This is a genomic window from Streptomyces sp. NPDC005281 (genome assembly GCF_040607495.1).
GTDB lineage: Bacteria > Actinomycetota > Actinomycetes > Streptomycetales > Streptomycetaceae > Streptomyces.
In genome coordinates this window covers 71661-95767 of sequence record NZ_JBEXGX010000005.1, presented here as the reverse complement: position 1 = coordinate 95767, position 24107 = coordinate 71661, and the positions used below count along the sequence as shown (strand labels likewise).

The following is a 24107-nucleotide window of genomic DNA, read 5'->3' as shown; positions in this document are numbered from 1 at the left end:
CGCAGACCTTCGTACCCCAAGGAGTCGATCCCCCATGGCGAGCGATGCGCCGACCGGCCACGCGTCCGACCTCGACTGGCTGATGAGCGGCCTCGTCCAGCGCGTACCCCACACCACGAGCGCCGTACTTCTCTCCAGCGACGGGCTCGTGAAGTCCGTCCACGGCCTCGACCCGGACAGCGCCGACCACATGGCGGCACTCGCCTGCGGCCTCTACGCCCTCGGGCGCAGCGCCGGCGTGCGCTTCGGGGACGGCGGCGAGGTGCGCCAGGTCGTGGTCGAACTCGACTCGACCCTGCTGTTCGTCTCCACGGCCGGCTCCGGCACCTGTCTCGCCGTGCTCGCGGGCCGCGAGGCCGACGCGGCCGTCCTCGGTTACGAGATGGCGATGCTGGTCAAGAGCGTCCGGCCCTATCTGGTCACCGCGCCCCGGCAGCACGCCGTCGAACCCTCGGCGATGAGGTCTTGAGGGTGGCCGCGGCCGGTGACGGGCCCTGGCTCGACGAAGCGGCAGGACGCCTGGTGCGCCCCTACACCGTCAGCGACGGCCGGACCAGGCCGAGTACCGCGCTCGACCTCCTCTCCCAGGTCATGGCCACGGGAGCCACCCCCCTCGGCTACCTCGGCCCCGAGCACTGCCAGGCGCTCGAACGCTGCCGGGCACCCGTCTCGGTCGCCGAGGTCGCCGCCCATCTGAAGCTGCCGGCGGCGGTCACCAAGGTGCTGCTGTCGGACCTCGTCGACTGCGGGGCGCTGACCACGAAGCCCCCGCGGTTCCACCACAACCCCACTGACCGATCCCTTCTGGAGGCAGTGCTCGATGGACTACGACGACAGCTCTGACCCCTTCCCCACCGCGCTGAAGATCCTGGTCGCGGGAGGGTTCGGGGTCGGCAAGACGACGTTCGTCGGCGCGGTGAGCGAGATCGCGCCGCTCAGTACGGAGGAACTGCTGACCACGGTCAGCGCCTCGACCGACAGGCTCGACGGGATCGAGAACAAGGTCGAGACGACCGTCGCCATGGACTTCGGCCGCATAACCCTGGACCCGGAACACGTGCTGTATCTGTTCGGCACACCCGGGCAGGAGCGGTTCTGGTTCATGTGGGACGAGCTCTCGGACGGCGCGCTCGGCGCGGTGATCCTGGCCGACACCCGGCGCCTGGAGGACTGTTTCGCGGCCGTCGACTTCTTCGAACAGCGCGGTCTCGCGTTCATCGTCGCGGTCAACGAGTTCGACGGTTCGTACCGCTACGACCCGGCCGAGGTGCGCGCGGCCATCGACCTCGACCCCGCGATCCCCGTCGTGTGCTGCGACGCCCGGATCTCCAGCTCGGGCGTGCAGACCCTGCTCACCCTGGTCCGTCACCTCCTCGCCCACGCGCCCGCACACTCCCCGAGCCACGGAGCCCGTACATGAGTCACGACCCGCCCCGGCCGGCCGGTCGTCTGCTGCTGACACCGCAGGACAAGGACGCTCCGGCCCGGGTGCGACGGCTGCGCCGGCTCGGCCTCGGGGAGCGCTCCGAGCCCGCCTTCGACGCCTTCGCGGACCGCCTCGCGCAGATCGCCGCGGCGCCGTACTCGATGGTCAACTTCATCGACGAGCAACAGCAGTTCTTCGCGGGTCTGCACACCCCGGACGGCGGCGGAGGCGGCCGCCTCGTGGCCGCCGCGGACGGCAGCGAGCTCGAACTGGGCCGCTACATGGCCCGCGACCACGGCTTCTGCCCGCATGTGGTGGTGCGCCGCAAGGCGCTCGTCCTGGAGGACGTCTGCGACTACCCGCGCTTCGCCGGGAATCCGGTCGTCGACGAGTTCGGCGTCCGCTCCTACCTCGGTGCCCCGCTGCTCGACCGCAGCGGCATCGCCCTCGGCACGATCTGTGTCGTGGACATCGAGCCGCGTCCCTGGGGAAGGGCGGGTCTGGAGACGATCAAGGCGATGGCGGCCGAGCTGACCGGGCGGCTCGAACGGCGGGAAGAGTTTCACGGGATCTGACGACGCGCCGGGGCGCGGGTCCGGCCTTGTCGGCCGTCAGGGACCCATCCTGTGACTTATGCCGGGTCCCCTCCCTGATGCATGTGATGAGCCCCCATGGAACGGGGGAGACGCATGTCCACGTAGTCATGCCTGACGCCACCGCCCCAATTCATCTCTTGCCTCCTCGCCTCCTCATTCCTCGCCGTCTCGGCAGTCCCGGCGGACGGCGAGCGACCCCCGGGAAAGGCCGGGAGGAGGGGGGCGTGAAGGAAAGCTGGGGCTGCGCTTAAGAAATCCTCGATGGACCCAGGACGCCGTAGTACGGCAGATTCCTGGGTGAACTCACCCCTCTCCCCGGTGCGGGCCCGCTTCGGCGTGCCCTTTCCCGGGACCTCACGCACAGGAGCCGTACGAGTGAAGGCGCTGGTCAAGGAGAAGGCGGAGCCCGGACTCTGGCTCAAGGACGTCCCGGAGCCCGAGGCCGGCCCCGGAGACGTACTGATCAAGGTTCTCAGGACCGGGATCTGCGGCACCGACCTGCACATCCGCAACTGGGACGGCTGGGCGCAGCAGACCATCACCACGCCCCTCGTGCTCGGCCACGAGTTCGTCGGCGAGGTCGTCGAGACCGGCCGCGACGTCACCGACATCAACATCGGCGACCGGGTCAGCGGCGAGGGCCATCTGGTCTGCGGCAAGTGCCGCAACTGTCTCGCCGGACGGCGTCACCTCTGCCGTGCCACCGTCGGCCTCGGCGTCGGCCGCGACGGCGCGTTCGCCGAGTACGTCGTGCTGCCCGCCACCAACGTGTGGGTGCACCGCGTCCCGGTCGACCTCGATGTCGCCGCGATCTTCGACCCGTTCGGCAACGCCGTGCACACCGCGCTCTCCTTCCCGCTGGTCGGCGAGGACGTCCTGATCACCGGCGCCGGCCCGATCGGTCTGATGGCCGCCGCCGTGGCCCGCCACGCGGGCGCCCGCAACGTCGTCGTCACCGACGTGAGCGAGGAGCGCCTGGAGCTGGCCCGCAAGATCGGTGTCAGCCTCGCCCTGAACGTCTCGGGCTCGACCATCGCCGACGGGCAGCGGACACTCGGCCTGCGCGAGGGCTTCGACATCGGCCTGGAGATGTCCGGCCGCCCCGAGGCGATGCGCGACATGATCGCCAACATGACCCACGGCGGGCGGATCGCGATGCTGGGTCTGCCGTCCCAGGAGTTCCCGGTCGACTGGGTCCGGATCGTCACCTCGATGATCACGATCAAGGGCATCTACGGCCGCGAGATGTTCGAGACCTGGTATGCGATGTCGGTCCTCCTGGAGAGCGGCCTCGACCTCATGCCCGTGATCACCGGCCGTTACGGATTCCGGGACTACGAGGCGGCGTTCGACGACGCGGCCGGCGGCCGTGGCGGCAAGGTCATTCTCGACTGGACCCTCTGAGGACTCTAAGGAACTGATGATGTTCGACTCCGTCCGCGACGACCTTCGCACCACCCTCGACGAGATCCGCGCCGCCGGGCTGCACAAGCCCGAGCGGGTCATCGGCACCCCGCAGTCCGCGACCGTGAGCGTCACCTCGGGCGGCCGCCCCGGTGAGGTCCTCAACTTCTGCGCGAACAACTACCTCGGTCTCGCCGACCACCCCGAGGTCGTCGCCGCCGCCCACGCGGCGCTCGACCGCTGGGGCTACGGCATGGCCTCCGTGCGCTTCATCTGCGGTACGCAGGAGGTGCACAAGGAGTTGGAGGCGCGGCTGTCCGCGTTCCTCGGCCAGGAGGACACGATCCTCTACTCCTCCTGCTTCGACGCCAACGGCGGCGTCTTCGAGACCCTCCTCGGGGCCGAGGACGCGGTCATCTCCGACGCCCTCAACCACGCCTCGATCATCGACGGCATCCGGCTGTCCAAGGCACGCCGCTTCCGGTACGCCAACCGCGACATGGCCGACCTGGAGACACAGCTCAAGGAGGCCTCCGGCGCGCGCCGCCGGCTGATCGTCACCGACGGCGTCTTCTCCATGGACGGCTATGTCGCTCCGCTCCAGGAGATCTGCGACCTCGCCGACCGCTACGACGCGATGGTCATGGTCGACGACTCGCACGCCGTGGGCTTCGTCGGCCCCGGCGGCCGGGGCACCCCGGAGCTGCACGGGGTCATGGACCGCGTCGACATCATCACCGGCACCCTCGGCAAGGCCCTCGGCGGCGCCTCCGGCGGTTATGTCGCCGCCCGCGCCGAGATCGTCGCCCTGCTGCGCCAGCGCTCCCGCCCGTACCTCTTCTCGAACACGCTCGCCCCGGTGATCGCCGCGGCCTCCCTGAAGGTCATCGACCTGCTGGAGTCCGCCGACGACCTGCGCGTGCGGCTCCGGGAGAACACCGCGCTGTTCCGTTCCCGGATGGCCGAGGAGGGCTTCGACATCCTCCCCGGCGACCACGCGATCGCCCCCGTCATGATCGGCGACGCGTCCGTCGCCGGCCGTCTGGCGGAGCTCCTCCTGGAGCGTGGCGTGTACGTGATCGGCTTCTCCTACCCGGTCGTGCCGCAGGGCAAGGCACGCATCCGTGTCCAGCTCTCCGCGGGACACTCCACCGAGGACGTGAACCGTGCCGTGGACGCCTTCGTGGCGGCGCGGGCGGAACTCGACGCCTGACGGCGGCGCGCCCCCCACGCCGGGGGCGCACACCGGTCCGATGGCCGGAAAGCGTGTGTGACCTGAGAGAATCGGTCGCATGATCGAAGCGCGGCGGCTCCATATCCTCCGTGCGGTGGCCGACCACCGCACGGTGACGGCGGCGGCCGCCGCGCTCTATCTCACGCCCTCGGCGGTCTCGCAGCAGCTGACCGCCCTGGAGCAGGAGACTGGCCACCGGCTCGTCGAGCGCGGCGCCAAGGGCGTACGGCTGACACCCGCCGGTGAGATCCTGCTCGGCCACACCAACGCGGTACTGGCTCAACTGGAGCGCGCCGAGGCCGAGTTGGCCGCATACAGCGCGGGCTCCGCCGGTACGGTCACGGTGGCCTCCTTCGCGACCGGCATCGGCCTGGTGGTGGCCCCGGCCCTGGCCCGCCTCGCCGTCACGTCGCCCGGCATCCTCGTCCGGGTCCAGGACGCGGAGGGTGACGCCAGCCTGCCGATGGTGCTGGACCGGCAGGTCGACATCGCGGTGGCCGTCGAGTACCGGGGAGCCCCGGACGCGGACGACCCGCGTCTGACACATGTCCCGCTCTACGCCGAGCCCTTCGACGCGGTCGTCCCCGTCACCCACCGCCTGGCCGACGCCGAGGAAGTGCCCCTCGCCGAGCTGGCCAAGGACCCGTGGATCGGCCCCTACCCGGGCAACCCCTGCCACGACGTGGTCGTCCTGGCCTGCGAGAACGCCGGATTCCAGCCGCGCCTCGAACACTCCTCGGACGACTTCCGCGCCGTCGTCGCCCTCGCCTCCGCGGACGCGGGCGTGGCCCTCGTCCCGCGCTCGGCACTGCGGGGGATGGAGCTCACGGGCGTGGTCGTGCGCCCCGTGGACGGCGTCGCCCCCACCCGCCGCGTCTTCGCCGCGGTACGCCGCGGCGCGGAGGACCACCCCCTGATCCGGCCCGTCCTGGACGCGCTGACCCGGGCGGCCGCGGTCGACTGAGCCGCTCGGCGAGGTCGAGCGGGATTCGGCTCTCCTGGTCCGCGCGTGCGACCGGACGGACTGGACGGACAAGACGGACGAGGCCTTCGGATTCGTCCGGCGGCCGGGCGCGTTCGCCGACGGCGCGTGACGGGTCCGGGGCGCGGACCCCGCGAGGTCGCGCAGCGGTACCGCCGGATCCCCGGGCAGCGCCGACCGGTCCACCCCTGACGTCCTGCTTCGCCGCGTCGATGTCAGAGGGATTGGCTAGCGTGCGTCTCATGCCGGATGCCGAAGACGTACGCCGTATCGCCCTTTCCCTGCCGGACACGACGGAGAAGATCGCCTGGAGCATGCCCACCTTCCGGGTCGCGGGAAAGATGTTCGCCACGCTGCCCGAGGCGGAGACCTCCATCGCCGTGCGGTGTCCGAAAGAAGAGCGCGACGAACTGGTCCTGGCCGAGCCGGGGAAGTTCTGGATCGCCGGCCACGAGGCCGGTTTCGCCTGGGTCCGGGCCCGGCTCGCCGCGGTGGAGGACGAGGATGAACTCCGTGCCATCCTCGCCGACTCCTGGCGCCAGGCGGCCCCGCCCCGACTCATCGACTCCCACCCCGAGTTGGGTCTCCCGTCCGACGGCTGAAACGGCCTCTGCGCCGTCGGTGCCCCATGGCATGATCCGAAACGCGGGGGACGGGCGGCTTCGTGGGGGAGCCGTCGGGGCAGGGACAGGGGGAGGGGCGCGAGCGGGATGACCATGACGTCATCGGGCGAGGAGCCGGGGGCCGGAGAGCCGTCGGACCGGACGGCTGGGCGCCGCACGGCGGACGCGGGCTCCGCGAAGGACGGCCCGGGAGACGGCGGCCACGCACGGGACCCTTCCGCGAGCGAGGGCTCCGCCGCCGACGGCGGTCACGGTGGTCACGGCGGGGGCCCGGCCACGGCGGACGGCTCCGCCAGAGGCGCGTCGGGCGGGCGGCGGCGCGACACGTCCGGGGTGCCGGGCTTCGGCCGGACCCGGTCCGAACTGCTCGACGACCGGTCGCCGCGGCCGGTCTGGTCGCGGGACTTCGCCCTCTTCTTCGTCGCGCGAGCCGTGGCCCGGCTCGGCGAGACCATGCTGCCGGTGGCCCTCGCCGCGGGACTCCTGCGGTACGGGTACGGAGTCGGCGCCGTCGGACTCGCCATGGCCGCGTCGGCCGCCCCCTTCGCCGGACTGGTGATCTTCGGCGGGGTGATCGCCGACCGCTTCAGCACCCGCAGACTGATGATCGGCGCCGACCTGGTGCGGCTCGTCGCCCAGTCGATCACCGCCGCCCTCTTCTTCGCCGGCCACGTGGTCCTCTGGCAGATCTGTGTGATCGGCGCGGTCAACGGCGCCGCCGCCGCCGTCTTCCAGCCCGGCGTCGCCAGCACCGTGCCGCGCCTGGCCGCCGACATACAGGGAGCCAACGGCGCCATCCGGATCGCCGAGTCCGCCGCCCAGCTCGCCGGCCCCGCCCTGGCGGGCCTGCTGGTCGCGTTCTCCTCCGCCGGAGGAGTCTTCGTCGCCCACGCCGGTACCTACGCGCTCAGCGCCCTGTGCCTGCTGCTGCTCCGCCTGCCCCCGGCCGCGCCCGGAAGCCGCGCCCACACCGCCGGCTTCAAGGCCGATCTCGCCGAAGGATGGCGGGAGTTCAGATCCCGGACGTGGCTGTGGGCCGTCATCGCGATCTGGTGCGTCTACATGATCTCCGTCTGGGGCCCGACCGTCCCCCTCGTGGCGACCGAGGTGGTGCAGCGGCACGGCCCGCGCGCCTACGGGCTGATCAACTCCGCCCTCGGCGCCGGCACCGTCATCGGCGGACTCGTCGCGCTGCGGCTGCGGCCGCGCCGCATGCTGCGCGCCGGTTCCCTCGCCCTCCTGGCCTTCGCCTGCTTCCCCGCCGCCGTGGGGGCGGGGTTCGGCGTCGCGGCCATCTCGGCGGGTGCGGTGATCGCGGGAGCGGGCATCTCGTTCTGGGGCGTGATGTGGGCGACCAGTGTGCAGACGCAGGTCGCCCCCGACGTCCTGAACCGCATCCACGCCTACGACGTCGCGGGATCCCTGGCGATGATGCCCGTCGGCCAGGCACTCGCGGGGCCCGCCGCCTCGGCCCTCGGCGCGGACAACGTCCTGCTCGTGGCCGGCGTCATGTCCCTCGTCGTCGCCGTGGCGCTGCTCTCGGTGCCCGCGATACGCGACCTGGTACGGGTCGAAGGCCCCGCGCCCAGGCCGGCCGGCACCGGCTCCGTACCGCTCGGACAGGTCCGCCGTCCACGCGGCCCGCGCAAAACGGGTGCGCGACCACCGGCGTGAGTGCGGTATTGTTTCCGTGCGCGTCCAGCCAGGGGAAACCCCAGGTCAGACGGGCATCGGGACGTGGCGCAGCTTGGTAGCGCACTTGACTGGGGGTCAAGGGGTCGCAGGTTCAAATCCTGTCGTCCCGACTTTTTGAGTCGTGGTTCAGAGGCCGTTTTCTCATCACCGGGAAAGCGGCCTTTGTCGTACCCGGGTACCGGAGCGCCAGGTGGCTGACCGGTACGGGCCGATGGCCGAGAAAAACGCTTGGACCGCGTGGCCACCGTCACGGGACCATCTAACTTCTTGCCTGCCCATGTCCGGACATCGGCGTCCCGGAGAACCGCGGACGCCGTGAACCGCCGACGGCGCGGCGGGCAGCCGTACGACGACACAGGGTTGTGATGACATCTCCTGAATCGCGCAAGGCCTTACCGGGCAAGGGCCCGGTCCTCCTCGCACTTCGCTACTACGGAAGAGAACTGCGCAGGCTCCGACGGCTGACCGTGCCCGGAATGCTGCTGCCGGCGCTGGGCAATATCGGCATCAGCTATGTCGCGCCGCTCGTCGTCGCGAAGCTCATCGGCCGTATCGCGGGCAGCGGCGGTGTCTCCGTCGGTGCCGCGCTGCCCTACGTTCTGGCCTTCGGCGGTGTCCTGCTCCTCGCGGAGGCGTTCTGGCGCCTCGGTCTGCACTGCCTGAACCGTCTGGACGCCCTCGGCATCGAGCGGCTGTACGTGATCGGCATGGACGAACTCTTCGCCAAGGACGCCTCGTTCTTCCACGACAACTTCGCCGGCTCGCTGACCAAGCGGGTGCTGAGTTTCGCCTCCCGCTACGAGGAGTTCGTCGACACGATGACCTTCCAGGTCGTGGGCAGCCTCGTACCGCTCCTCTTCGGGTCGGTGGTCCTGTGGCGCTACGAACCGCTGCTCGTCGTCGGGCTCCTGGTGATGATCGCCGTGACGGCGGTGTGCGTGGTGCCCCTCATCCGTCGCCGTCAGGCGATCGTCGACGAGCGCGAGGAGGCGATCGCCCGGGTCTCGGGCCATGTCGCCGACAGCCTCATGAACATGGACACCGTCCGGGCCTTCGCGGCCGAGGAGCGCGAGGCGGCGGAGCACCGCTCCCGGGTCGCGGCGTCGCGTCGGCTCACCCTGCGCTCGTGGGACTACGGCAATCTGCGCATCGACACGTTCGTCGCGCCGATGTCCGTCCTGACCAACGCGCTCGGCCTGCTGCTCGCGATCACGCTCGGCGGGGGCGCGCACGGCGTGGAGGCGGTCGTGGTGGCCTTCACGTACTACGCCAACGCGACCCGGATCATGTTCGAGTTCAATCAGATCTACAGGCGTCTGGAGAGCTCGATGACGGAGGCCGCCCAGTTCACCGAGCTGCTGCTGACGCCGCCGAGCGTGCTCGACCCGGTCGCCCCCGAGCCGCTGCGGTCCGGTGACGCCGACGTCCGCTTCGAGCGGGTGACCTTCACCCACGGCGGTGCCGAGCCGCTCTTCACCGGGCTCGAACTGGCTGTGCCCAGCGGGGCGAAGGTCGGTCTGGTCGGCCGGTCGGGCGGCGGCAAGACCACGCTCACCCGGCTGCTGCTGCGGATGACGGACATCGACGGCGGCCGCATCCTGATCGGAGGACAGGACATCAGCAAGCTGCGCCAGACCGACCTGCGCGGTCTGATCGCGTACGTGCCGCAGGACCCGGCGATGTTCCACCGCACGCTCCGGGACAACATCGCCTTCGCCCGTCCGGACGCCACCGACGCTGAGATCCGCCGCGCGGCAGAGGCGGCGCACGTCACGGAGTTCGCCGACGCGCTGCCGGACGGTTTCGCGACGATGGTCGGAGAGCGTGGCATCAAGCTGTCCGGCGGCCAGCGCCAGCGGGTCGCCCTCGCCCGCGCGATCCTGCGCGACGCGCCGATCCTGTTGCTCGACGAGGCCACGAGCGCCCTCGACTCCGAGAGCGAGATCCTGGTCCAGTCGGCCCTGTGGCGGCTCATGGAGAAGCGTACGGCGCTCGTGGTGGCGCACCGGCTGAGCACGGTCGCCACCATGGACCGGCTCGTCGTCCTCGACCGAGGAAAGATCGTCGAGCAGGGCACGCACCAGGAACTGCTCGCGTCGGAGGGCGCGTACGCGAAGCTGTGGCGCCACCAGTCCGGCGGCTTCATCGACGACAGCCCGGCCTCGGCCGCCCGGCCCTGAACCCGTGCCCTCGGGCGGCCCGCGCCGGGCGCGGGAACAGGGCGACGGCGCCGAGGGAGGGCGGGGGCGGGGGCGACGGGGCTCAGGCCGGGTTGTCGTGGTGCAGCGGTACCGTCCACTCCAGGACGGTGCCGCTCGGCTCGTTGGACGTCAGGGCGCAGCTGCCGCCCAGGTTCTCGGCGCGGGTGCCGATGTTGCCGAGCCCGCTGCGGCGGGTGACGTCGGGGCCGATCCCGCGCCCGTTGTCCGCCACGCGCAGCCGCAGCGTCGTGGCGGTGGCCTCGGCGGTGATCTCCACGGCGGTGGCGTGGGCGTGCCTGGCCGTGTTGGACAGGGCCTCGCGCAGGACCGCGACCACGTGTTCCCGCTGCTCGTCGGACACGTCGGTGTCCAGCAGGCCGCTCATGCGCAGCGCGGGGGTGAAGCCGAGTGTCTCGGCCGCGCGGCCCACCTCGGTCACGAGCCGGGTGCGCAGACCGGCGACGGCGTCGGACCGGTCGCTCTCCCGCAGGGCGTAGATCGTGGAGCGTACGACCTTGATCGTGTCGTCGAGGTCGTCCACCACCCGCTGGACGCGTTCGGCCACATCGGGCCGGTCGGCGAGGCGGTTGAGGACCGACTGGAGGCTGAGTCCGCTCGCGAAGAGCCGCTGGATGGCCAAATCGTGCAGATCACGCGCGATCCGGTCGCGGTCGTTGAGGATCAGGAGCTGTTCCGCGTCGCGGCGGTGTTCGGCGATCTCCAGGGCCAGCGCGGCGTGGCCGGCGAACCCGGCGATCATGTCGACGGTGGCGTCGGGGAACGCGGGGCCGCCCTGCCGGTTCGCGACCTGGAGAACGCCCCGCACCCGCTCGTGGGTGCCGAGCGGGATGACGAACGCCGGGCCGAGGTCGATCACCGACGCGCTGCCCGTCCCGGTGCGCGGGTCCTGGCTGAGCGATGGACTGACGATCCTCTCGCCGGAGGCGTACACCTTGGCCGCAAGACTCGTCCCGTCGGGCAGGGTCAGCCCCCGTACCCGGTCGGCGTCGCGTCCTTCGGCCCACTCGATGACCAGATCCGTGGTCCCGGACAACGGCAGCGCCAGAGTGACGAGATCCGCGTCGGACAGCTCCCGGACCGTCGCCGTGAACGCGTGCAGCACGTCGACCGGGTCGGCGCCCGACAGCAGGGTGCGGGTCAGGTCACTGCTCGCGGCGAGCCGGCGCTCGCGGCGCCGGGCGTCGTCGTACAGCCGGGCGTTGTCGATGGCCACACCGGCCGCCGCGCCGAGCGTGCGCAGCACGGCCTCGTCCTCGGCGTCGAACTCGGCGCCGCCGTGCTTCTCCGTGAGATACAGGTTGCCGAAGATCTTGTCCCGGACCTGTACAGGGGTGCCGAGGAACGTGGTCATCGGCGGGTGACCGGGCGGGAAGCCGACGGAGTCCGGGTGAGCGCTCAGGACGGGGAGGCGCAGAGCGTGGGGCTCGCGGATGAGCAGGCCGAGGATGCCCTCTCCCCGGGGATAGTGGCCGATGCGGGCGATGGTCTCCTCGTCGATGCCCACCGTGATGAACTGCTTGATGCCGCCCTCGTCACCGAGGACGCCGAGCGCGCCGTAGCGGCAGTCGACGAGTTGCACCGCGGACTCCACGATCTGCCGCAGGACGACGTCGAGGTCCAGGTCGCTGCCTATCGCGAGAACGGCCTCGAGGAGGGTGTGCACCCGGTTCTGGGTGCCCCGCACACGCTGCACCTGCTCCTGGAGGTCCTCGAGCAGGGCGTCCAGCCGGAACCGCGGAGCCGACGGCTCCTCCGGAAGGTGTGCGCTCCGGTCCATTCGAGATCCCCTCACTTACCGCCCGTCGAAGCCATGATGCCCGACCGCCCGCGCCCGCGGTCGGGCACCTGGGCGGAACGTGGCGAAGGCTTCGGGGGCGGAAGGGAGGAACATGTGCGAATGGTTCAGGAGAGGGATGCGGAACGGGCCGCCGCGCTGTGGAGCGGGCCGCGGCGCCGGATCCGGACGCCCACGGACCGCGTAGTTCCCGGGCGCTCCGTCGATGTATCAACACTGCTTGTTTCAGGGCAGGTTGCCTGAAAAGACCCCGGGCGGGCGTGACCCGGCGTCGGCCGGCTTCCGGAGTGTTCGCGCCGCTGCCCAGCCCTCGGGCGCGGCTCAGCGTTCGGGGAGCCAGTGATGCTCGATCCGGTGCGAGGGGTGCCTCTCGGCCGGGCGGGTGTCGTCGACGCGGAAGGTCAGGCTGTTCATGACCCCGACGACCCCGTCGATCCGCCACGTCAGCCTGATGGCCTCCGGGATCTCGCTGCGGTGCTCCAGCCGGCCCTCCAGCGTCACCACGCCGTCGCCGACCGAGACGATCACGGAGTGCGGCGGCAGCGACAGCGCGCGCCCCAGGACGTCGTCGGCGACCTCGCGGCGGATCTCCTCGTCCGTCCGCAGGAAGACCCGCAGCAGGTCGCGGCGGGTGGCGATCCCGATGAGCCGGTCCTCCTCGTCCACCACCGGAAGCCGTTCGACGCTATGGCGCTCCATGACCCGGGCGGCATCGGCCACGCGCTGCTCGGGATGCACCGTGATCGCGGGCGTCGACATCAGCTGTTCCGCGGTCGTGGGGTGGACGGGCCCTGCCCCGGCGGTCGTCGCGCGTCGCACCGCCCGCTCCGGACGGGGCGGCCACGGCAGCGCCCGGCGCAGCGACGGCAGCCGTCGGCGCGCTTCCCCTCCACGGCCGGACCCGGCCGCCTGGACCCGCAGCAGATCGGTCTCCGAGATCACGCCCACGACCTTGTCGTCGTCGTCCACGACCGGCAGCCCGCTGATCCGGTACCGGTCCAGCAGCCGCGCCACGTCCTTGAAGGACATCTCCCGGCACGCCCCGACGACCTCGCTGGTCATCACCTGCCCGACGATGAGGGTCATCTCGCCACCTCGCTTCCTGCTCGGACGGCTTCCCAGCCTGCTCCGCCGGGGCCCGCGGGGGCAGGGGCCGACCGTCCCGGGCCGGGGGCCGGACCGCCCCCGCCCGCGGGCCCAAGGACCCACGCCGGACACCCCGGCCCCGTACTCACCGGCTCACCGGCTCTTCAGGCCGACCCCGCCGTACAGGGACACCGGCTCGTCGCCGATCGGGGTCTCGCCCTCCGCGAGCCCGGGACGCCAGTCCTTCACCGAGACGACGCCCGGCTCCACCAGGTCGAGGCCCTCGAAGAAGCGGCTCACCTCGGAGTGGGAGCGGCCCACCAGGGTGACGCCGCCGCGCGCGTACGCCTCGATGCCCCGCCGGACCTCCTCCGGCTCGTAGTCGGCGGTCATCGCCGACAGCGACAGGAAGCTGCCCGGCGCCAGCGCGTCGACCAGGGTCCCGACCAGCTCGTACGCGCCGCTGTCGTCGGCGATGAAATGCATCAGCGCGATCAGCGACAGGGCCACGGGACGGTCGAGGTCGAGCACGCGCGCGGCCTCGTCGAGGATCTTCCCAGGCTCGCGCACGTCCGCCTGCACGTAGTCCGTCATGCCTTCCGGGGTGCCGCGCAGCAGGGCCTCGGCGTGGGCGAGGACGATCGGGTCGTTGTCGACGTACACGACCCGGGCGTCCGGAGCGGTGCGCTGCGCGATCTGGTGAAGGTTGGGCTCGGTGGGAATGCCGGTGCCGATGTCCAGGAACTGGCGGATGCCCGCCGTGCGGACCAGATGGCGGGTGGCCCGCTGCATGAACCAGCGGTTGCTGCGCGCGGCCCGTCTGGCTCCGGGATCGCGGGCCGTGATCTGCTGCCCGAGCCGCTCGTCGACCGGGTAGTTGTCCTTGCCGCCCAGATACCAGTCGTACACCCGTGCCGGATGGGGCCGGGTGGTGTCGATCCCGTCCGCGGTGGACTCCGTCCCCGTCATACGACAACTCCCCGCTCCGCTGGGCCTGTTCACCCCGTCGGCCTGGGTTCGGCGGGATGCGCGAGCAGTCTGCCATGCGGCTCGGTGACGGAGGCGGGCGGTCGGGGGATCTTCCCAAGGGGCCGGCGCGGGGCTATAGTCCAAAACTAGCAGTGCTAATTAACCCTGTGCTCATCAACATCCGGTGTCTGTCCGCCGGTGTCCGTCAGGAGTCCTGTCGTGCGTCCCGTCCATTTCGCGGCCGCTCGCCGCACGCCCATCGGCAAGCTGCGCGGTGCCCTCTCCTCCGTGCGGCCCGACGACCTCGCCGCGGGCGTCATCCGCGCGCTGGTCGCCGAGGTGCCGACGCTGGACCCGGCCCGCGTCGACGACGTCTACTGGGGCGCCGCCAACCAGGCCGGCGAGGACAACCGCAATGTCGCCCGGATGGCCGCCCTGCTCGCCGGACTGCCCGACAGCGTGCCCGGGGCCACCGTCAACCGGCTCTGCGCCTCCGGCCTCGAAGCCATCACCACGGCGGCCCGTGCCATCGCCTCGGGCGAGGCCGACATCGTGCTCGCCGGCGGCTCCGAGTCGATGAGCCGGGCCCCCTTCGTACTGCCCCGCCCGGAACAGGCGCTGCCGCACCGCATCGAGACCGTCGACACCAGGCTCGGCTGGCGGCTGGTCAACCCGGCGATGAAGGACCTGCACGGCGTCCTGTCCATGGGGGAGACCGCGGAGGAGGTCGCCGAGCGGTACGGCGTCTCGCGCGAGCGGCAGGACGCGTTCGCGCTCCGCAGCCACCAGCGCGCGGCGGACGCCCGCAAGAACGGGTACTTCGACACCGAGCTGCTTCCCGTCGAACGCCCCGACGGAGTGATCGTCGACAGCGACGAATGCGTACGGGAGGACACGTCTCTCGACAAACTGGCTCGCCTCAAGCCGGTGTTCCGCGCCGGTGGCACGGTCACCGCGGGCAACGCCTCGCCGATGAACGACGGCGCCGCCGGTGTGCTCCTCGTCAGCGAGGAGGCACTGAACGAGCTCGGCCTGGAATCGCTGGGCCGGTATGTCGCCGGCGCCTCGGCCGGCGTCGAACCCGACGTCATGGGCATCGGCCCGGTGCCCGCGACCCGCAAGGCCCTCGGACGCGCCGGCTGGGCCGTCGCCGACATCCAGGAGGCCGAGTTCAACGAGGCGTTCGCCGCCCAGGCCCTCGCCTGCGTCGACCGCCTCGGCATCGACCCCGACCTCGTCAACCCGACCGGCGGCGCCATCGCCCTCGGCCATCCGCTCGGCGCGTCGGGCGCCCGTATCCTCACCACTCTGCTGCACCGCATGCGCCGCACGGGCGCCGAGCGCGGCCTGGCCACGATGTGTGTCGGCGTGGGGCAGGGCAGCGCGGTCCTGGTGGAACGCCACTGACAGTGGATCGCCACTGACACCCGCCCGGGACCCACGTCCCCCGGGCGGGACCCTCGTCCCCCCGGCGGCACCCACGTCCCCCGGGCAGGACCCACGTCCACTGGGCGGCACCCACGTCCCCCGGGCGGGAAGCGTGGGCATAGCATCGGCCCCCGCATGAACACGATGACGCTCTGGCACATATCCATGGGGGAGTTCGCCGCTCTCGCCGTCGCGGCTCTGCTCGTCGGCTTCTCCAAGACCGCCGTCAGCGGCGCCAACACGGTCAGTCTGGCGGTCTTCGCCGCCGTACTGCCCGCCCGCGCCTCGACGGGCGTCCTGCTGCCCCTCCTGATCGTCGGCGATGTGCTGGCCGTCGTCACCTACCGGCGCCACGCCCACTGGCCCACGCTGTGGCGTCTGTTCCCGGCGGTCGCCGCCGGTGTCGTCCTCGGCACCCTGTTCCTGGTGTGGGCCGACGACGACGTCGTACGGGTCTCGATCGGCGCGACCCTGCTGCTGATGACCGGGATCACGCTGTGGCGCCGCCGGGCCGCCGTGCAGGACGAGGAACCCGACGCCGTCGTGACCCCCGCGGGCCGCGTCAAGGCACGTTCCTACGGCGTCCTCGGCGGCTTCACCACGATGGTCGCCAACGCGGGCGGCCCCGTCATGTCGATGTATCTCCTCTCGGCGGGCTTCCGCAAGCTCGGCTTCCTCGGCACCTCGGCCTTCTTCTTCCTGATCGTCAACGTCTCCAAGCTGCCGTTCAGCGCGGGTCTCGGCCTGATCAACGGCCGTTCGCTGCTGCTGGACGCGGCCCTGGCCGTCTTCGTCGTGCCCGGAGCGTTCCTCGGGAAGTGGGCAGTCAAGCGCATCAACCAGCTGCTCTTCGAACGCCTGGTGATCGCGGCGACGGTGGCCGGCGGAGTGCAGCTGCTGCTCCGCTGACACCACCCTTGCGCCCGCCTCGGTGGCCCGGTCAGCTCCTCGAGGCCGACGTCAGTTCCGGTGGCTGTTCGGGCAGCCCCTGGGTGAGGTCCTCGACCAGCAGCCGCTTGGCGATCGAGTCGACCGCGGCGTGCAGTTCCGCGCCGGAAGGACGGCCGAGATCCTGCTCCACCCGTCCGGCGAGCCATCGGCCCCAGGCCTCACTGATCAACCGCGCCTCACGCTCGCCCGCAGCCGTGTGCGAGAACAGCGATCCGTGCCGGGTCAGATATCCCTCCTCGACCATGCGGTCGAAGACCGGGACCAGAACCTCGGGAGGCAGCCGGCGCCGGGCGGCGATCAGCGCGAGACCGGCGTGGCCGACCATGCGGGTGAAGAGTTCCACCTGCATCACGGCCCAGGCGCCCGCCACGTCCAGCCGGGTGTCGGACCCGGACACGATCCGGCGCGCGGTGCTGATCTCCGTGGTGCCGATGATCTTCCCGACCGCCGCCTCCAGCAGCCTTCGGGAGTCCGCGGTGGACGGCGACGCGAAACCCTCGCCCATGTCCGTCGAGCCCATGCGCGCGCTGTCGCGCAGCTCGACCTGCTTGAGGAAGAGCGCCACGACGAAGCCGAGGACCGCGACCGGAACGGTCCACAGGAACACCGTGTGAAGGGTGTCGGCGTACGCGTCGATGATGGGCGCGGCCGCCCTCGGCGGCAGTCGGTGCAGTCCCTCCGGGCTCTGCGCGGCCTTGGCGATGACGGCGGGTGGGGCCGCACCCGTACCGGCGGCCGTCCTGACCCCTTCGGCCAGGTTGGGCTTCAGCGCGTTGGTGTAGATCGTGCCGAAGACGGCCGTGCCGAACGAACTGCCCAGTGTGCGGAAGAAGGTGACCCCGGACGTCGCGGTGCCGAGGTCGGTGTACTCGACGGTGTTCTGCACGGCGATCGTCAGCACCTGCATGCACAGCCCGATCCCGGTGCCGAGCACGAACATGTACAGCGACTCGAGCCAGGCCCCGGTCCCCGGCCCCATACGCGACATCAGATAGAGCCCGACCGCCATCACGAGGGAGCCGACGATGGGGAAGATCCGGTACTGCCCGGTCTTGCTCACCACGTTGCCGCTGAAGACCGACGCGATGAGCAGCCCGATGACCAAGGGCAGCGTGCGCACTCCGGAGACGGTGGCCGAGTCCCCGTCGACGTACTGGAGGTAGGTGGGCAGATAGGTCATCGCGCCGAGCATCGCGAAGCCCACGATGAAGCTGAGGACCGAGCAGACCGTGAAGACCGGGTTGGAGAACAGCCGCATCGGCAGCATCGGTTCCGCCGCGCGGTTCTCCACGAGGCAGAACAGGCCGAGCGCGATCAGACCGCCCACGAAGAGGCCGATGATGACCGGAGATCCCCAGGCGTACTCGTTGCCGCCCCAACTCGTCGCCAGGATCAGGGAGCTGGCCCCCACCGCGACCAGGGCGATGCCCAGATAGTCGATGACCGGCCGGGTCACCGACTTCACCACGGGGATGGTGCGCGCCGCCGCGATCACCACGAGGATCGCGAGGGGCACATTGATGTAGAACGCCCAGCGCCACGACAGATGGTCCGTGAACAGGCCGCCGAGCAGCGGTCCGATGACGGTGGCCACACCGAACACGGCACCGATCGCGCCCTGGTACTTGCCTCGTTCGCGCAGCGGGATGACATCCGCGATCAGCGCCATGGAGGTCACCATCAGACCCCCGGCGCCGACGCCCTGCAATCCGCGCCAGGCGATCAGCAGCGACATGTTCGTGGCGAGCCCGCACAGGAACGACCCCGTGATGAAGATGATCGCCGACGCCTGGAAGACCACCTTGCGGCCGAACAGATCGCCGAACTTGCCGACCAGTACGGTCGCCACGGTCTCCGCCAGCAGATACGCGGTCACCACCCACGACATGTGCTCGGCGCCGCCCAGATCCGACACGATCGTCGGCAGCGCGGTGCCCACGATCGTCTGGTCCAGGGCGGCGAGCAGCAGGCCGAGCGCGATCGTCACGAAGACGATGTTGCGGCGGCGCCTGTCCAGCACCGGCGGTCCGGGCGCCGCCGCCGGGGCCGGCGCGGTGTCCTCCGTGATCGTCACATTTGCCACCCTCACACCGGTGGGCTCCCCGTGCATGCGGGGCGACCCGCCCGGTGTACAGGACGGCCGGGGCGCCCTACGTCCCCGGATTCCTGCGCAGCAGATAGGTGTCCATGATCCATCCCTTGCGCTCCCTGGCCTCGGCGCGCAGCCGCTCGATCCGGGGGGCGGTCTCGGCCAGCGGACCGGAGGCGAGGATCTCGTCGGGGGTGCCGATGTAGGCGCCCCAGTAGATGTCGATGTCCTCGTCCGCGTACTGACGGAACGTCTGGTGGGCGTCGAGCATCACGACCACGTCGTCCACCCCGTCCGGGAAGCCCTCCGCGAGACGCCGTCCGGTGGTGATCTGGACGGGCCGGGCGACCCGGTTCAGTCCCGTACGGTGCCGGGCGACCAGCGCCGACACGCTGCTGATGCCGGGCACCACGTCGTACGAGAACGCCACCGCGCCCCGGTCCAGGATCTCCTCCAGGATGCCGAGCGTGCTGTCGTACAGAGCGGGATCGCCCCACACCAGGAACGCGCCGCTCTCGTCCTCGCCCAGGTCCTCGGTGATCAGCCGCTCGTAGATGGCCGCGCGGGCGCTGCGCCAGTCCCCGACGGCCGGCGAGTACGCCGAGCCGCCCGCGGTCCGGTCCCGGTCCGGGTCGCGCGCCTCGACCAGGCGGTACGACCCCTCGGGTATGTGCGCGTCGAGGATGTCGCGGCGCAGCCGGACGAGGTCCGACTTCACCTCGCCCTTGTCCAGGATGAAGAACACGTCCGTGCCCCTCAGCGCCTTGACCGCCTGAAGCGTGAGCTGATCGGGGTCGCCCGCTCCGATGCCGATGACATGAATCTTTCGCACACCGAGAGTCTGCCCCACGCCACTGACAGTGGACGCACCGGCCGGGTCTCCGTCCACAGGCAGCGAACGGCACGGGCCGGGCTGTCGGGTCTCCGTCCACAGACTGCGGACGGCACGGGCCGGACTCGCGGGCCTCCGTCCGGTGACGGCGGACGGCACGGGCCGGGCTCCCTGGCCCTTCGTCCACCGACAGGGGACCCACCGGCCGGGCCCCGGGCCTCCGTCCAGTGACCGCTGACGCACCGACCCAGCTCCTGGGCCCCCGCCCACCGACAGTGGACCCACCCGCAGGTCCCCCGGGCCCGCGCAGCCCGCCCCGGGTGCCGAAGGCGCGCCCCCGTCAGGTGGGCCGGCCGCGCAGCCGGGGCGATTCCCGGGCCGCGTCCAAGGGCTCGGCGTCGCGCTCGACGACGGCCGCCAACTCCCGTGCCCAGCCGGTGATGTCCGCGAGGTCCAGGTCGTACGGGCGCGGCCGTCCGGTCGCCGACGTCCACTCCTCGACCTCCCCGGCGCCGCGCCGCAGCAGCCGGGCGCCGCCCGTCACGTTCCCCCGCGCCGCATGGGTGAGCCCCACGGCGAGCTGGGCCAGCCCGCGCCAGAGCCCCCGCTCCTCCGCGGGACCGGCCTTCCAGGCGTCCTCGAAGACCTCGTGCGCGTGGAACGGCCTCCCCGCGTCCAGCAGCGCCTGCGCCTCCGCGACGGTCGCCTCGGGACGGCGTACGACGCCCTCGGGCGCTCGCTCCACCCCGTCCGCGCCGTACGGCAGCGGGCGCCCCAGTCCGTCGCGGGGCCGGGCGTTCCGTGCCCGTCCCTCGGCGTCCCGGTCGCGTCCGCCGGCCCGCCGCGTCTCAGATGTCCCGGTCATACGCCGATTGTCGCGCGCCCCGTCCCCCTGCGGAGCGGCACCCCGGCGTGGGGTAAAGTTCTGTTCGCACGATCACGCGGAGCACCGCGGGTGAAGGCACCGGGACGTGGCGCAGCTTGGTAGCGCACTTGACTGGGGGTCAAGGGGTCGCAGGTTCAAATCCTGTCGTCCCGACTTGCAACGCAGGTCGCAGGCCGTTTCCGCAGACGCGGGAACGGCCTTTCGGTTGTGATGCGGGTCACTGTTCCGGCGCTTCGGCCGGGGCGTGCGTGATCATGACCGGATGGACGCTCGCTTCTCCGGTATCGCCGAGCTGGTCGAAACCCCGTCCGTGGCGGTCGTGGTCGACGTCATGCGTGCGTTCACCGTGGCGGCCTGGGCCTTCGCCCAGGGCGCGGAGAAGATCGTCCTCGCCGCGTCGCTGGACGAGGTCCTGGCGCTCAAGGCCCGCCACCCGGACTGGGTGGCGCTCAAGGACGGTCCGCCCGCTCCCGGCTTCGACACCGTCAACTCGCCGGGCCTGCTGCGGTCCCTCGACCTCGGCGGACGGACCGTCGTGCAGAAGACCACGGCGGGGACGGTCGGCGCCCTCGCGGTCAAGGACGCCTCGCTGGTGCTGTGCGCCGGTTTCGTGGTGGCGGAGGCGACGGCCCGGCTCCTGCGGGCCCGCGCGTGCGACAGCGTCACGTTCGTGGTCACCGGCGAGGACGGACGCGCCGACGAGGACCTGGCGTGCGCTCAGTACATCTCCCGGAGGGCCACCGGGGCCGGGCCCGGTGGCGAGACCGGGGCGGACGCGGCCGAGTTCCTCCGCCGCGCCGCCGAGTCCCGCGCCGCCACCGAGCTGGCGACGGGAGTGCGTCAAGGAGTTCACCCCGACGACGTCGCACTCTGTCTCGAGCTCGACCGTTTCCCCTTCGCCATGGTGGCGGCCTCGGAGGACTCGCTCATGGTCCTGCGCCCGGCCGCCGTGCCCCGGCCGGCCGGCGACGCGCGGATCTGACCGGTTCCGGCCCGCCGGTCAGGCGATCCGTCCGACGTACGCCAGTGCCTGCCGCAGCAGAACGCCGTGACCGCCCGGCATGTCGTCCGTGACCACGGGGGACAAGGCCTCCTCCGGACTGAACCAGACCAGGTCGAGGGCGTCCTGCCGGGGGCGGCAGTCGCCGGTCACCGGCACGATGTACGCCAGGGACACGGCGTGCTGGCGCGGGTCGTGGAAGGGCGTCACCCCCAGCGTCGGGAAGTACTCGGCGACGGTGAAGGGCTGGAGCGAGGCGGGGATCCGGGGGAGGGCCACCGGGCCGAGGTCCTTCTCCAGATGGCGCAGCAGAGCGTCGCGGACCCGCTCGTGGTGCAGCACCCGGCCGGAGACGAGGGTGCGGCTGACGGTCCCGTCCGGACCGATACGGAGCAGGAGCCCGATGTGGGTGACTTCGCCGTTGTCGTCGACGCGCACCGGTACGGCCTCGACGTACAGGATCGGCATACGGGAGCGGGCCGATTCCAGTTCGTCACGGGACAGCCAGCCGGGCGTGGTTTCGGTCAAGTCAGACATTGCTTGATCATACTTTCCGTGCGTCCGGTGCGGGTGTGATGCTCCAGGTCAACGATGCCCCACGAAAAGGGTCATTGTGTGTTCTTCGGCGCCGGCCGCGATGTTTCGGCCCGCCCGGCACAGACCCGGCGCGGGGGGCACGGACACGGCGCGGGAGGTTCGCCGGCCGGCGGCCGTGCGGCCCCGAGGCCTCGTAGCCTGGTGCACGCCCGGCAGCGCGGCCGGCGGAACCACGGGAGCGGCATGGCCATGGATTTCACCACGGAGATCACCGACGCCGTCGTCGAGAGTTTCGCGGGCACGGCCGATCCGAGGCTGCGTGAGCTGCTGGGCGCGCTCACCCGCCACCTGCACGCCTTCGTCCGCGAGACCCGGCCGACCATGGGGGAGTGGGAGAGCGCCATAGCTTTTCTCACGGCGACCGGGCAGATGTGCACGGACACCCGGCAGGAGTTCATCCTGCTGTCGGACGTGCTCGGCGTGTCCATGCTGGTGGAGACCCTGAACGGCCACGACGACCCGGGCGCGACCGAGTCGACGGTCCTCGGGCCGTTCCACCTGACGGAGTCACCCGTACGGGAACTCGGCGCGAACATCGACCTGGTGGGCGCCGGCGAGCCGTGCGTGGTCAGCGGCCGGGTGCTGTCCCGGGACGGCACCCCGCTGCCCGGCGCGGTCCTCGACGTGTGGCAGGCGGACGGCGAGGGCTTCTACGACGTCCAGCGGCCCGACGTCCGCCCGCCCGGCCACTGCCGCGGCCTCTTCACCGCGGACGCCGAGGGCCGCTTCCGGTTCCGCACCTGTGTACCGAGCCCGTACCCGATCCCCGTCGACGGCCCGGTCGGCGCCCTGCTCGGGGCCACCGGCCGCCACCCCTGGCGCCCCGCCCACATCCACTTCATCGCCTCGGCCGAGGGCCACGCCACCGTCACGACGCACATCTTCGTGGCGGGCAGCCCCTACCTGGACTCCGACGCCGTCTTCGCCGTGAAGAGCAGCCTCGTCCAGGACTTCACCGAGACCGACGACCCCTCGCCGGCAAGGGAGTTCGGCGTCGCGAACCCCTTCCGGCACGCCCGCTTCGACCTCGTGCTGGAGCCGAAATGACCACCCCGCCGACCACCCCGCTCGACTTCGCCTACGAGACCCGGCCCGTCCGGGTCGTCTTCCGGCCCGGCGCCTCGGTGACCGCTACGCCCGGGGAGGTCGCGCGGCTCGGGCTGCACCGGGTGCTCGTGGTGTGCGGGAACCGGGGCGAGGAGGCCGCGCGAGCGGTGGCGGACTCGCTCGGCGACAGCTGCGTGGGGGTCCACACCGGTGCCCGGATGCATGTCCCCGCCGAAGTCGCCGACGAGGCCGTCGAGGTGGCGCGGGCGGCGGGTGCCGACGGGTGTGTCGCCGTCGGCGGCGGATCCGCGATCGGCCTCGGCAAGGCGATCGCGCTGCGCACCGGTCTGCCGCTGATCGCCGTGCCCTCCACCTACTCCGGCTCCGAGATGACCTCCGTCTGGGGCCTGACCGAGCAGGGCGTCAAACGCACCGGACGCGACACCTCCGTACAGCCGCGCTGCGTCGTCTACGACCCCGACCTCACCCTCGGCCTCCCGGTACCGCTCTCGGTGACCAGCGGTGTCAACGCACTCGCGCACGCGGTCGAGGCGCTGTACGCACCCGACGCCTCCCCGCTGGTCTCCCTGATGGCGGAGGAGGGCGTCCGGGCGATGGCGGGCGCGCTTCCCGGCGTGGCCGCGGACCCCGGCGATCCGCAGGCGCGCGGCCGGGCCCTCTACGGCGCCTGGCTCTGCGGTTCCTGCCTCGGCGCGACGACCATGGGCCTGCACCACAAGCTGTGCCATGTCCTCGGCGGCACCTTCGGTCTGCCGCACGCCGAGACCCACACCGTGCTCCTCCCGTACACCCTCGCCCACAACGCGGCCGCCGCTCCGCAGGCGATCGCCGTACTGGCGCGGGCCATGGACACCGACGACGTCCCCCGCGCCCTCAAGGAGCTCGCGGGAAGCCTCGGTGCTCCCCGTACCCTGGCCGAACTCGGCCTGAAGGAAGCCGACTTGGCGCGAGCGGCCACGATGGTCGCCGCCGAGTCCTACCCCAACCCCCGTGAGGTCACGGCGAACGGCGTGCTCGGGCTGCTGACTGCCGCGTACGAGGGCTGGGAGCCGCGGAGCGAGACTCCTTAGGGGCGGCGGGGGCGCTTCCGCCGTTCCGGGAGCCGGCGGGCTGGTTCCGCCGCGCGTAGGGGCCGGGCCGGGGGCCGTCGATCCGTCTCGTCTCCGTTTTTGCTGACGCTGTGTCATATGCATTGCGGTACACGTTGGTTGAGCGGTCGACGAC

At 71.7% G+C, this 24107-nt stretch carries 22 protein-coding genes and 2 tRNA genes; 17 read left to right on the top strand and 7 right to left on the bottom strand.

The window, feature by feature from the left end; all coding sequences use genetic code 11:
• Positions 1–34: 34 nt before the first annotated feature.
• The 11 genes from ABZV42_RS09375 (at position 35) to ABZV42_RS09325 (ending at position 10140) form a co-directional block, all read left to right on the top strand.
• Positions 35–469: a roadblock/LC7 domain-containing protein gene (locus tag ABZV42_RS09375; protein ID WP_355984434.1), complete on the top strand. Its 435-nt coding sequence runs from the start codon at positions 35–37 to the stop codon at positions 467–469.
• A 2-nt stretch (positions 470–471) separates the two neighbouring features.
• Positions 472–843 carry a DUF742 domain-containing protein gene (locus ABZV42_RS09370; protein ID WP_355984433.1) on the top strand — a complete coding sequence of 124 codons (372 nt, stop codon included), beginning with the start codon at positions 472–474 and terminating at the stop codon, positions 841–843.
• Complete coding sequence (locus ABZV42_RS09365) at positions 821–1420, top strand: ATP/GTP-binding protein (RefSeq protein WP_355984432.1); 600 nt, start codon at positions 821–823, stop codon at positions 1418–1420. Before ABZV42_RS09370 ends, ABZV42_RS09365 begins: the two co-directional genes overlap by 23 nt.
• Positions 1417–2001: a GAF domain-containing protein gene (locus tag ABZV42_RS09360; protein ID WP_355984431.1), complete on the top strand. Its 585-nt coding sequence runs from the start codon at positions 1417–1419 to the stop codon at positions 1999–2001. The genes ABZV42_RS09365 and ABZV42_RS09360 overlap by 4 nt, the downstream gene beginning before the upstream one ends.
• Positions 2002–2397: 396 nt before the next feature.
• Positions 2398–3426 (top strand): L-threonine 3-dehydrogenase, encoded by a 1029-nt coding sequence (gene tdh, locus ABZV42_RS09355; protein ID WP_355984430.1) that lies wholly within the window; start codon positions 2398–2400, stop codon positions 3424–3426.
• A gap of 19 nt (positions 3427–3445) precedes the next feature.
• On the top strand, positions 3446–4639 hold the full coding sequence (locus ABZV42_RS09350; RefSeq protein ID WP_356051615.1) for a glycine C-acetyltransferase: 1194 nt from the start codon (positions 3446–3448) through the stop codon (positions 4637–4639).
• Between the two features lie 79 nt (positions 4640–4718).
• Entirely contained in the window at positions 4719–5624 is a 906-nt protein-coding gene (locus ABZV42_RS09345; protein ID WP_355984428.1) for a LysR family transcriptional regulator, read from the top strand.
• 260 nt (positions 5625–5884) lie between these two features.
• Positions 5885–6244, top strand: coding sequence for an MmcQ/YjbR family DNA-binding protein (locus tag ABZV42_RS09340; RefSeq protein ID WP_355984427.1), 360 nt, complete (start codon positions 5885–5887; stop codon positions 6242–6244).
• A 108-nt stretch (positions 6245–6352) separates the two neighbouring features.
• Positions 6353–7939: an MFS transporter gene (locus ABZV42_RS09335; protein ID WP_355984426.1), complete on the top strand. Its 1587-nt coding sequence runs from the start codon at positions 6353–6355 to the stop codon at positions 7937–7939.
• Between the two features lie 57 nt (positions 7940–7996).
• A tRNA-Pro gene (locus ABZV42_RS09330) sits at positions 7997–8070 on the top strand.
• Between the two features lie 255 nt (positions 8071–8325).
• Complete coding sequence (locus ABZV42_RS09325) at positions 8326–10140, top strand: ABC transporter ATP-binding protein (RefSeq protein WP_356051409.1); 1815 nt, start codon at positions 8326–8328, stop codon at positions 10138–10140.
• An 82-nt stretch (positions 10141–10222) separates the two neighbouring features.
• Here the strand turns inward: ABZV42_RS09325 and ABZV42_RS09320 are convergent, their stop codons facing one another.
• The 3 genes from ABZV42_RS09320 to ABZV42_RS09310 all read right to left on the bottom strand — a co-directional run bounded on the left by ABZV42_RS09320 (position 10223) and on the right by ABZV42_RS09310 (position 14032).
• The gene (locus ABZV42_RS09320) at positions 10223–11959 is read right to left on the bottom strand and encodes a GAF domain-containing protein (RefSeq protein WP_355984424.1); all 1737 of its coding nucleotides are present in this window, start codon (positions 11957–11959) and stop codon (positions 10223–10225) included.
• A gap of 339 nt (positions 11960–12298) precedes the next feature.
• Positions 12299–13063: a CBS domain-containing protein gene (locus ABZV42_RS09315; protein WP_356051407.1), complete on the bottom strand. Its 765-nt coding sequence runs from the start codon at positions 13061–13063 to the stop codon at positions 12299–12301.
• Positions 13064–13216: 153 nt separating this feature from the next.
• Complete coding sequence (locus ABZV42_RS09310) at positions 13217–14032, bottom strand: SAM-dependent methyltransferase (protein ID WP_356051405.1); 816 nt, start codon at positions 14030–14032, stop codon at positions 13217–13219.
• A gap of 219 nt (positions 14033–14251) precedes the next feature.
• On the opposite strand from ABZV42_RS09310, the gene ABZV42_RS09305 reads away from it, so the two are divergent.
• Positions 14252–15439, top strand: coding sequence for a thiolase family protein (locus ABZV42_RS09305; RefSeq protein ID WP_356051403.1), 1188 nt, complete (start codon positions 14252–14254; stop codon positions 15437–15439).
• Between the two features lie 156 nt (positions 15440–15595).
• The gene (locus ABZV42_RS09300) at positions 15596–16369 is read left to right on the top strand and encodes a sulfite exporter TauE/SafE family protein (protein ID WP_355984420.1); all 774 of its coding nucleotides are present in this window, start codon (positions 15596–15598) and stop codon (positions 16367–16369) included.
• A gap of 31 nt (positions 16370–16400) precedes the next feature.
• Here ABZV42_RS09300 and ABZV42_RS09295 read toward each other — a convergent pair whose 3' ends face one another.
• From ABZV42_RS09295 to ABZV42_RS09285, 3 genes are all read right to left on the bottom strand, one after another.
• A complete protein-coding gene (locus ABZV42_RS09295) occupies positions 16401–18485 on the bottom strand; it encodes an MDR family MFS transporter (RefSeq protein ID WP_355984419.1) in 2085 nt (694 codons plus the stop codon).
• A gap of 76 nt (positions 18486–18561) precedes the next feature.
• Positions 18562–19332, bottom strand: a complete 771-nt coding sequence (gene cobF / locus ABZV42_RS09290; RefSeq protein ID WP_355984418.1) for a precorrin-6A synthase (deacetylating) — start codon at positions 19330–19332, stop codon at positions 18562–18564.
• A gap of 340 nt (positions 19333–19672) precedes the next feature.
• Positions 19673–20197 carry a DUF309 domain-containing protein gene (locus ABZV42_RS09285; RefSeq protein WP_356051401.1) on the bottom strand — a complete coding sequence of 175 codons (525 nt, stop codon included), beginning with the start codon at positions 20195–20197 and terminating at the stop codon, positions 19673–19675.
• A 100-nt stretch (positions 20198–20297) separates the two neighbouring features.
• Here ABZV42_RS09285 and ABZV42_RS09280 point away from each other — a divergent pair.
• Positions 20298–20371, top strand: a tRNA-Pro gene (locus ABZV42_RS09280).
• Between the two features lie 109 nt (positions 20372–20480).
• Complete coding sequence (locus ABZV42_RS09275; RefSeq protein ID WP_355984416.1) at positions 20481–21200, top strand: 2-phosphosulfolactate phosphatase; 720 nt, start codon at positions 20481–20483, stop codon at positions 21198–21200.
• 18 nt (positions 21201–21218) lie between these two features.
• On the opposite strand, the gene ABZV42_RS09270 is transcribed toward ABZV42_RS09275, so the two are convergent.
• Positions 21219–21755, bottom strand: coding sequence for an NUDIX hydrolase family protein (locus ABZV42_RS09270; protein ID WP_355984415.1), 537 nt, complete (start codon positions 21753–21755; stop codon positions 21219–21221).
• A gap of 243 nt (positions 21756–21998) precedes the next feature.
• Here ABZV42_RS09270 and ABZV42_RS09265 point away from each other — a divergent pair, with 243 nt between their 5' ends.
• Together ABZV42_RS09265 and ABZV42_RS09260 are read left to right on the top strand one after the other, a co-directional pair.
• Positions 21999–22862: an intradiol ring-cleavage dioxygenase gene (locus ABZV42_RS09265; RefSeq protein ID WP_355984414.1), complete on the top strand. Its 864-nt coding sequence runs from the start codon at positions 21999–22001 to the stop codon at positions 22860–22862.
• Positions 22859–23953 carry a maleylacetate reductase gene (locus ABZV42_RS09260; RefSeq protein WP_355984413.1) on the top strand — a complete coding sequence of 365 codons (1095 nt, stop codon included), beginning with the start codon at positions 22859–22861 and terminating at the stop codon, positions 23951–23953. Before ABZV42_RS09265 ends, ABZV42_RS09260 begins: the two co-directional genes overlap by 4 nt.
• The last annotated feature ends 154 nt before the right edge of the window (positions 23954–24107 follow it).

Bases quoted from the DNA above. Each gene is read 5' to 3' on its own strand.
- ABZV42_RS09375 (WP_355984434.1), top strand. From the start codon at position 35: ATGGCGAGCGATGCGCCGACCGGCCACGCGTCCGACCTCGACTGGCTG.
- ABZV42_RS09365 (WP_355984432.1), top strand. From the start codon at position 821: ATGGACTACGACGACAGCTCTGACCCCTTCCCCACCGCGCTGAAGATC.
- ABZV42_RS09360 (WP_355984431.1), top strand. From the start codon at position 1,417: ATGAGTCACGACCCGCCCCGGCCGGCCGGTCGTCTGCTGCTGACACCG.
- ABZV42_RS09350 (WP_356051615.1), top strand. From the start codon at position 3,446: ATGTTCGACTCCGTCCGCGACGACCTTCGCACCACCCTCGACGAGATC.
- ABZV42_RS09345 (WP_355984428.1), top strand. From the start codon at position 4,719: ATGATCGAAGCGCGGCGGCTCCATATCCTCCGTGCGGTGGCCGACCAC.
- ABZV42_RS09340 (WP_355984427.1), top strand. From the start codon at position 5,885: ATGCCGGATGCCGAAGACGTACGCCGTATCGCCCTTTCCCTGCCGGAC.
- ABZV42_RS09335 (WP_355984426.1), top strand. From the start codon at position 6,353: ATGACCATGACGTCATCGGGCGAGGAGCCGGGGGCCGGAGAGCCGTCG.
- ABZV42_RS09325 (WP_356051409.1), top strand. From the start codon at position 8,326: ATGACATCTCCTGAATCGCGCAAGGCCTTACCGGGCAAGGGCCCGGTC.
- ABZV42_RS09320 (WP_355984424.1), bottom strand. From the start codon at position 11,959: ATGGACCGGAGCGCACACCTTCCGGAGGAGCCGTCGGCTCCGCGGTTC.
- ABZV42_RS09315 (WP_356051407.1), bottom strand. From the start codon at position 13,063: ATGACCCTCATCGTCGGGCAGGTGATGACCAGCGAGGTCGTCGGGGCG.
- ABZV42_RS09310 (WP_356051405.1), bottom strand. From the start codon at position 14,032: ATGACGGGGACGGAGTCCACCGCGGACGGGATCGACACCACCCGGCCC.
- ABZV42_RS09300 (WP_355984420.1), top strand. From the start codon at position 15,596: ATGAACACGATGACGCTCTGGCACATATCCATGGGGGAGTTCGCCGCT.
- ABZV42_RS09285 (WP_356051401.1), bottom strand. From the start codon at position 20,197: ATGACCGGGACATCTGAGACGCGGCGGGCCGGCGGACGCGACCGGGAC.
- ABZV42_RS09275 (WP_355984416.1), top strand. From the start codon at position 20,481: ATGGACGCTCGCTTCTCCGGTATCGCCGAGCTGGTCGAAACCCCGTCC.
- ABZV42_RS09270 (WP_355984415.1), bottom strand. From the start codon at position 21,755: ATGTCTGACTTGACCGAAACCACGCCCGGCTGGCTGTCCCGTGACGAA.
- ABZV42_RS09265 (WP_355984414.1), top strand. From the start codon at position 21,999: ATGGCCATGGATTTCACCACGGAGATCACCGACGCCGTCGTCGAGAGT.
- ABZV42_RS09260 (WP_355984413.1), top strand. From the start codon at position 22,859: ATGACCACCCCGCCGACCACCCCGCTCGACTTCGCCTACGAGACCCGG.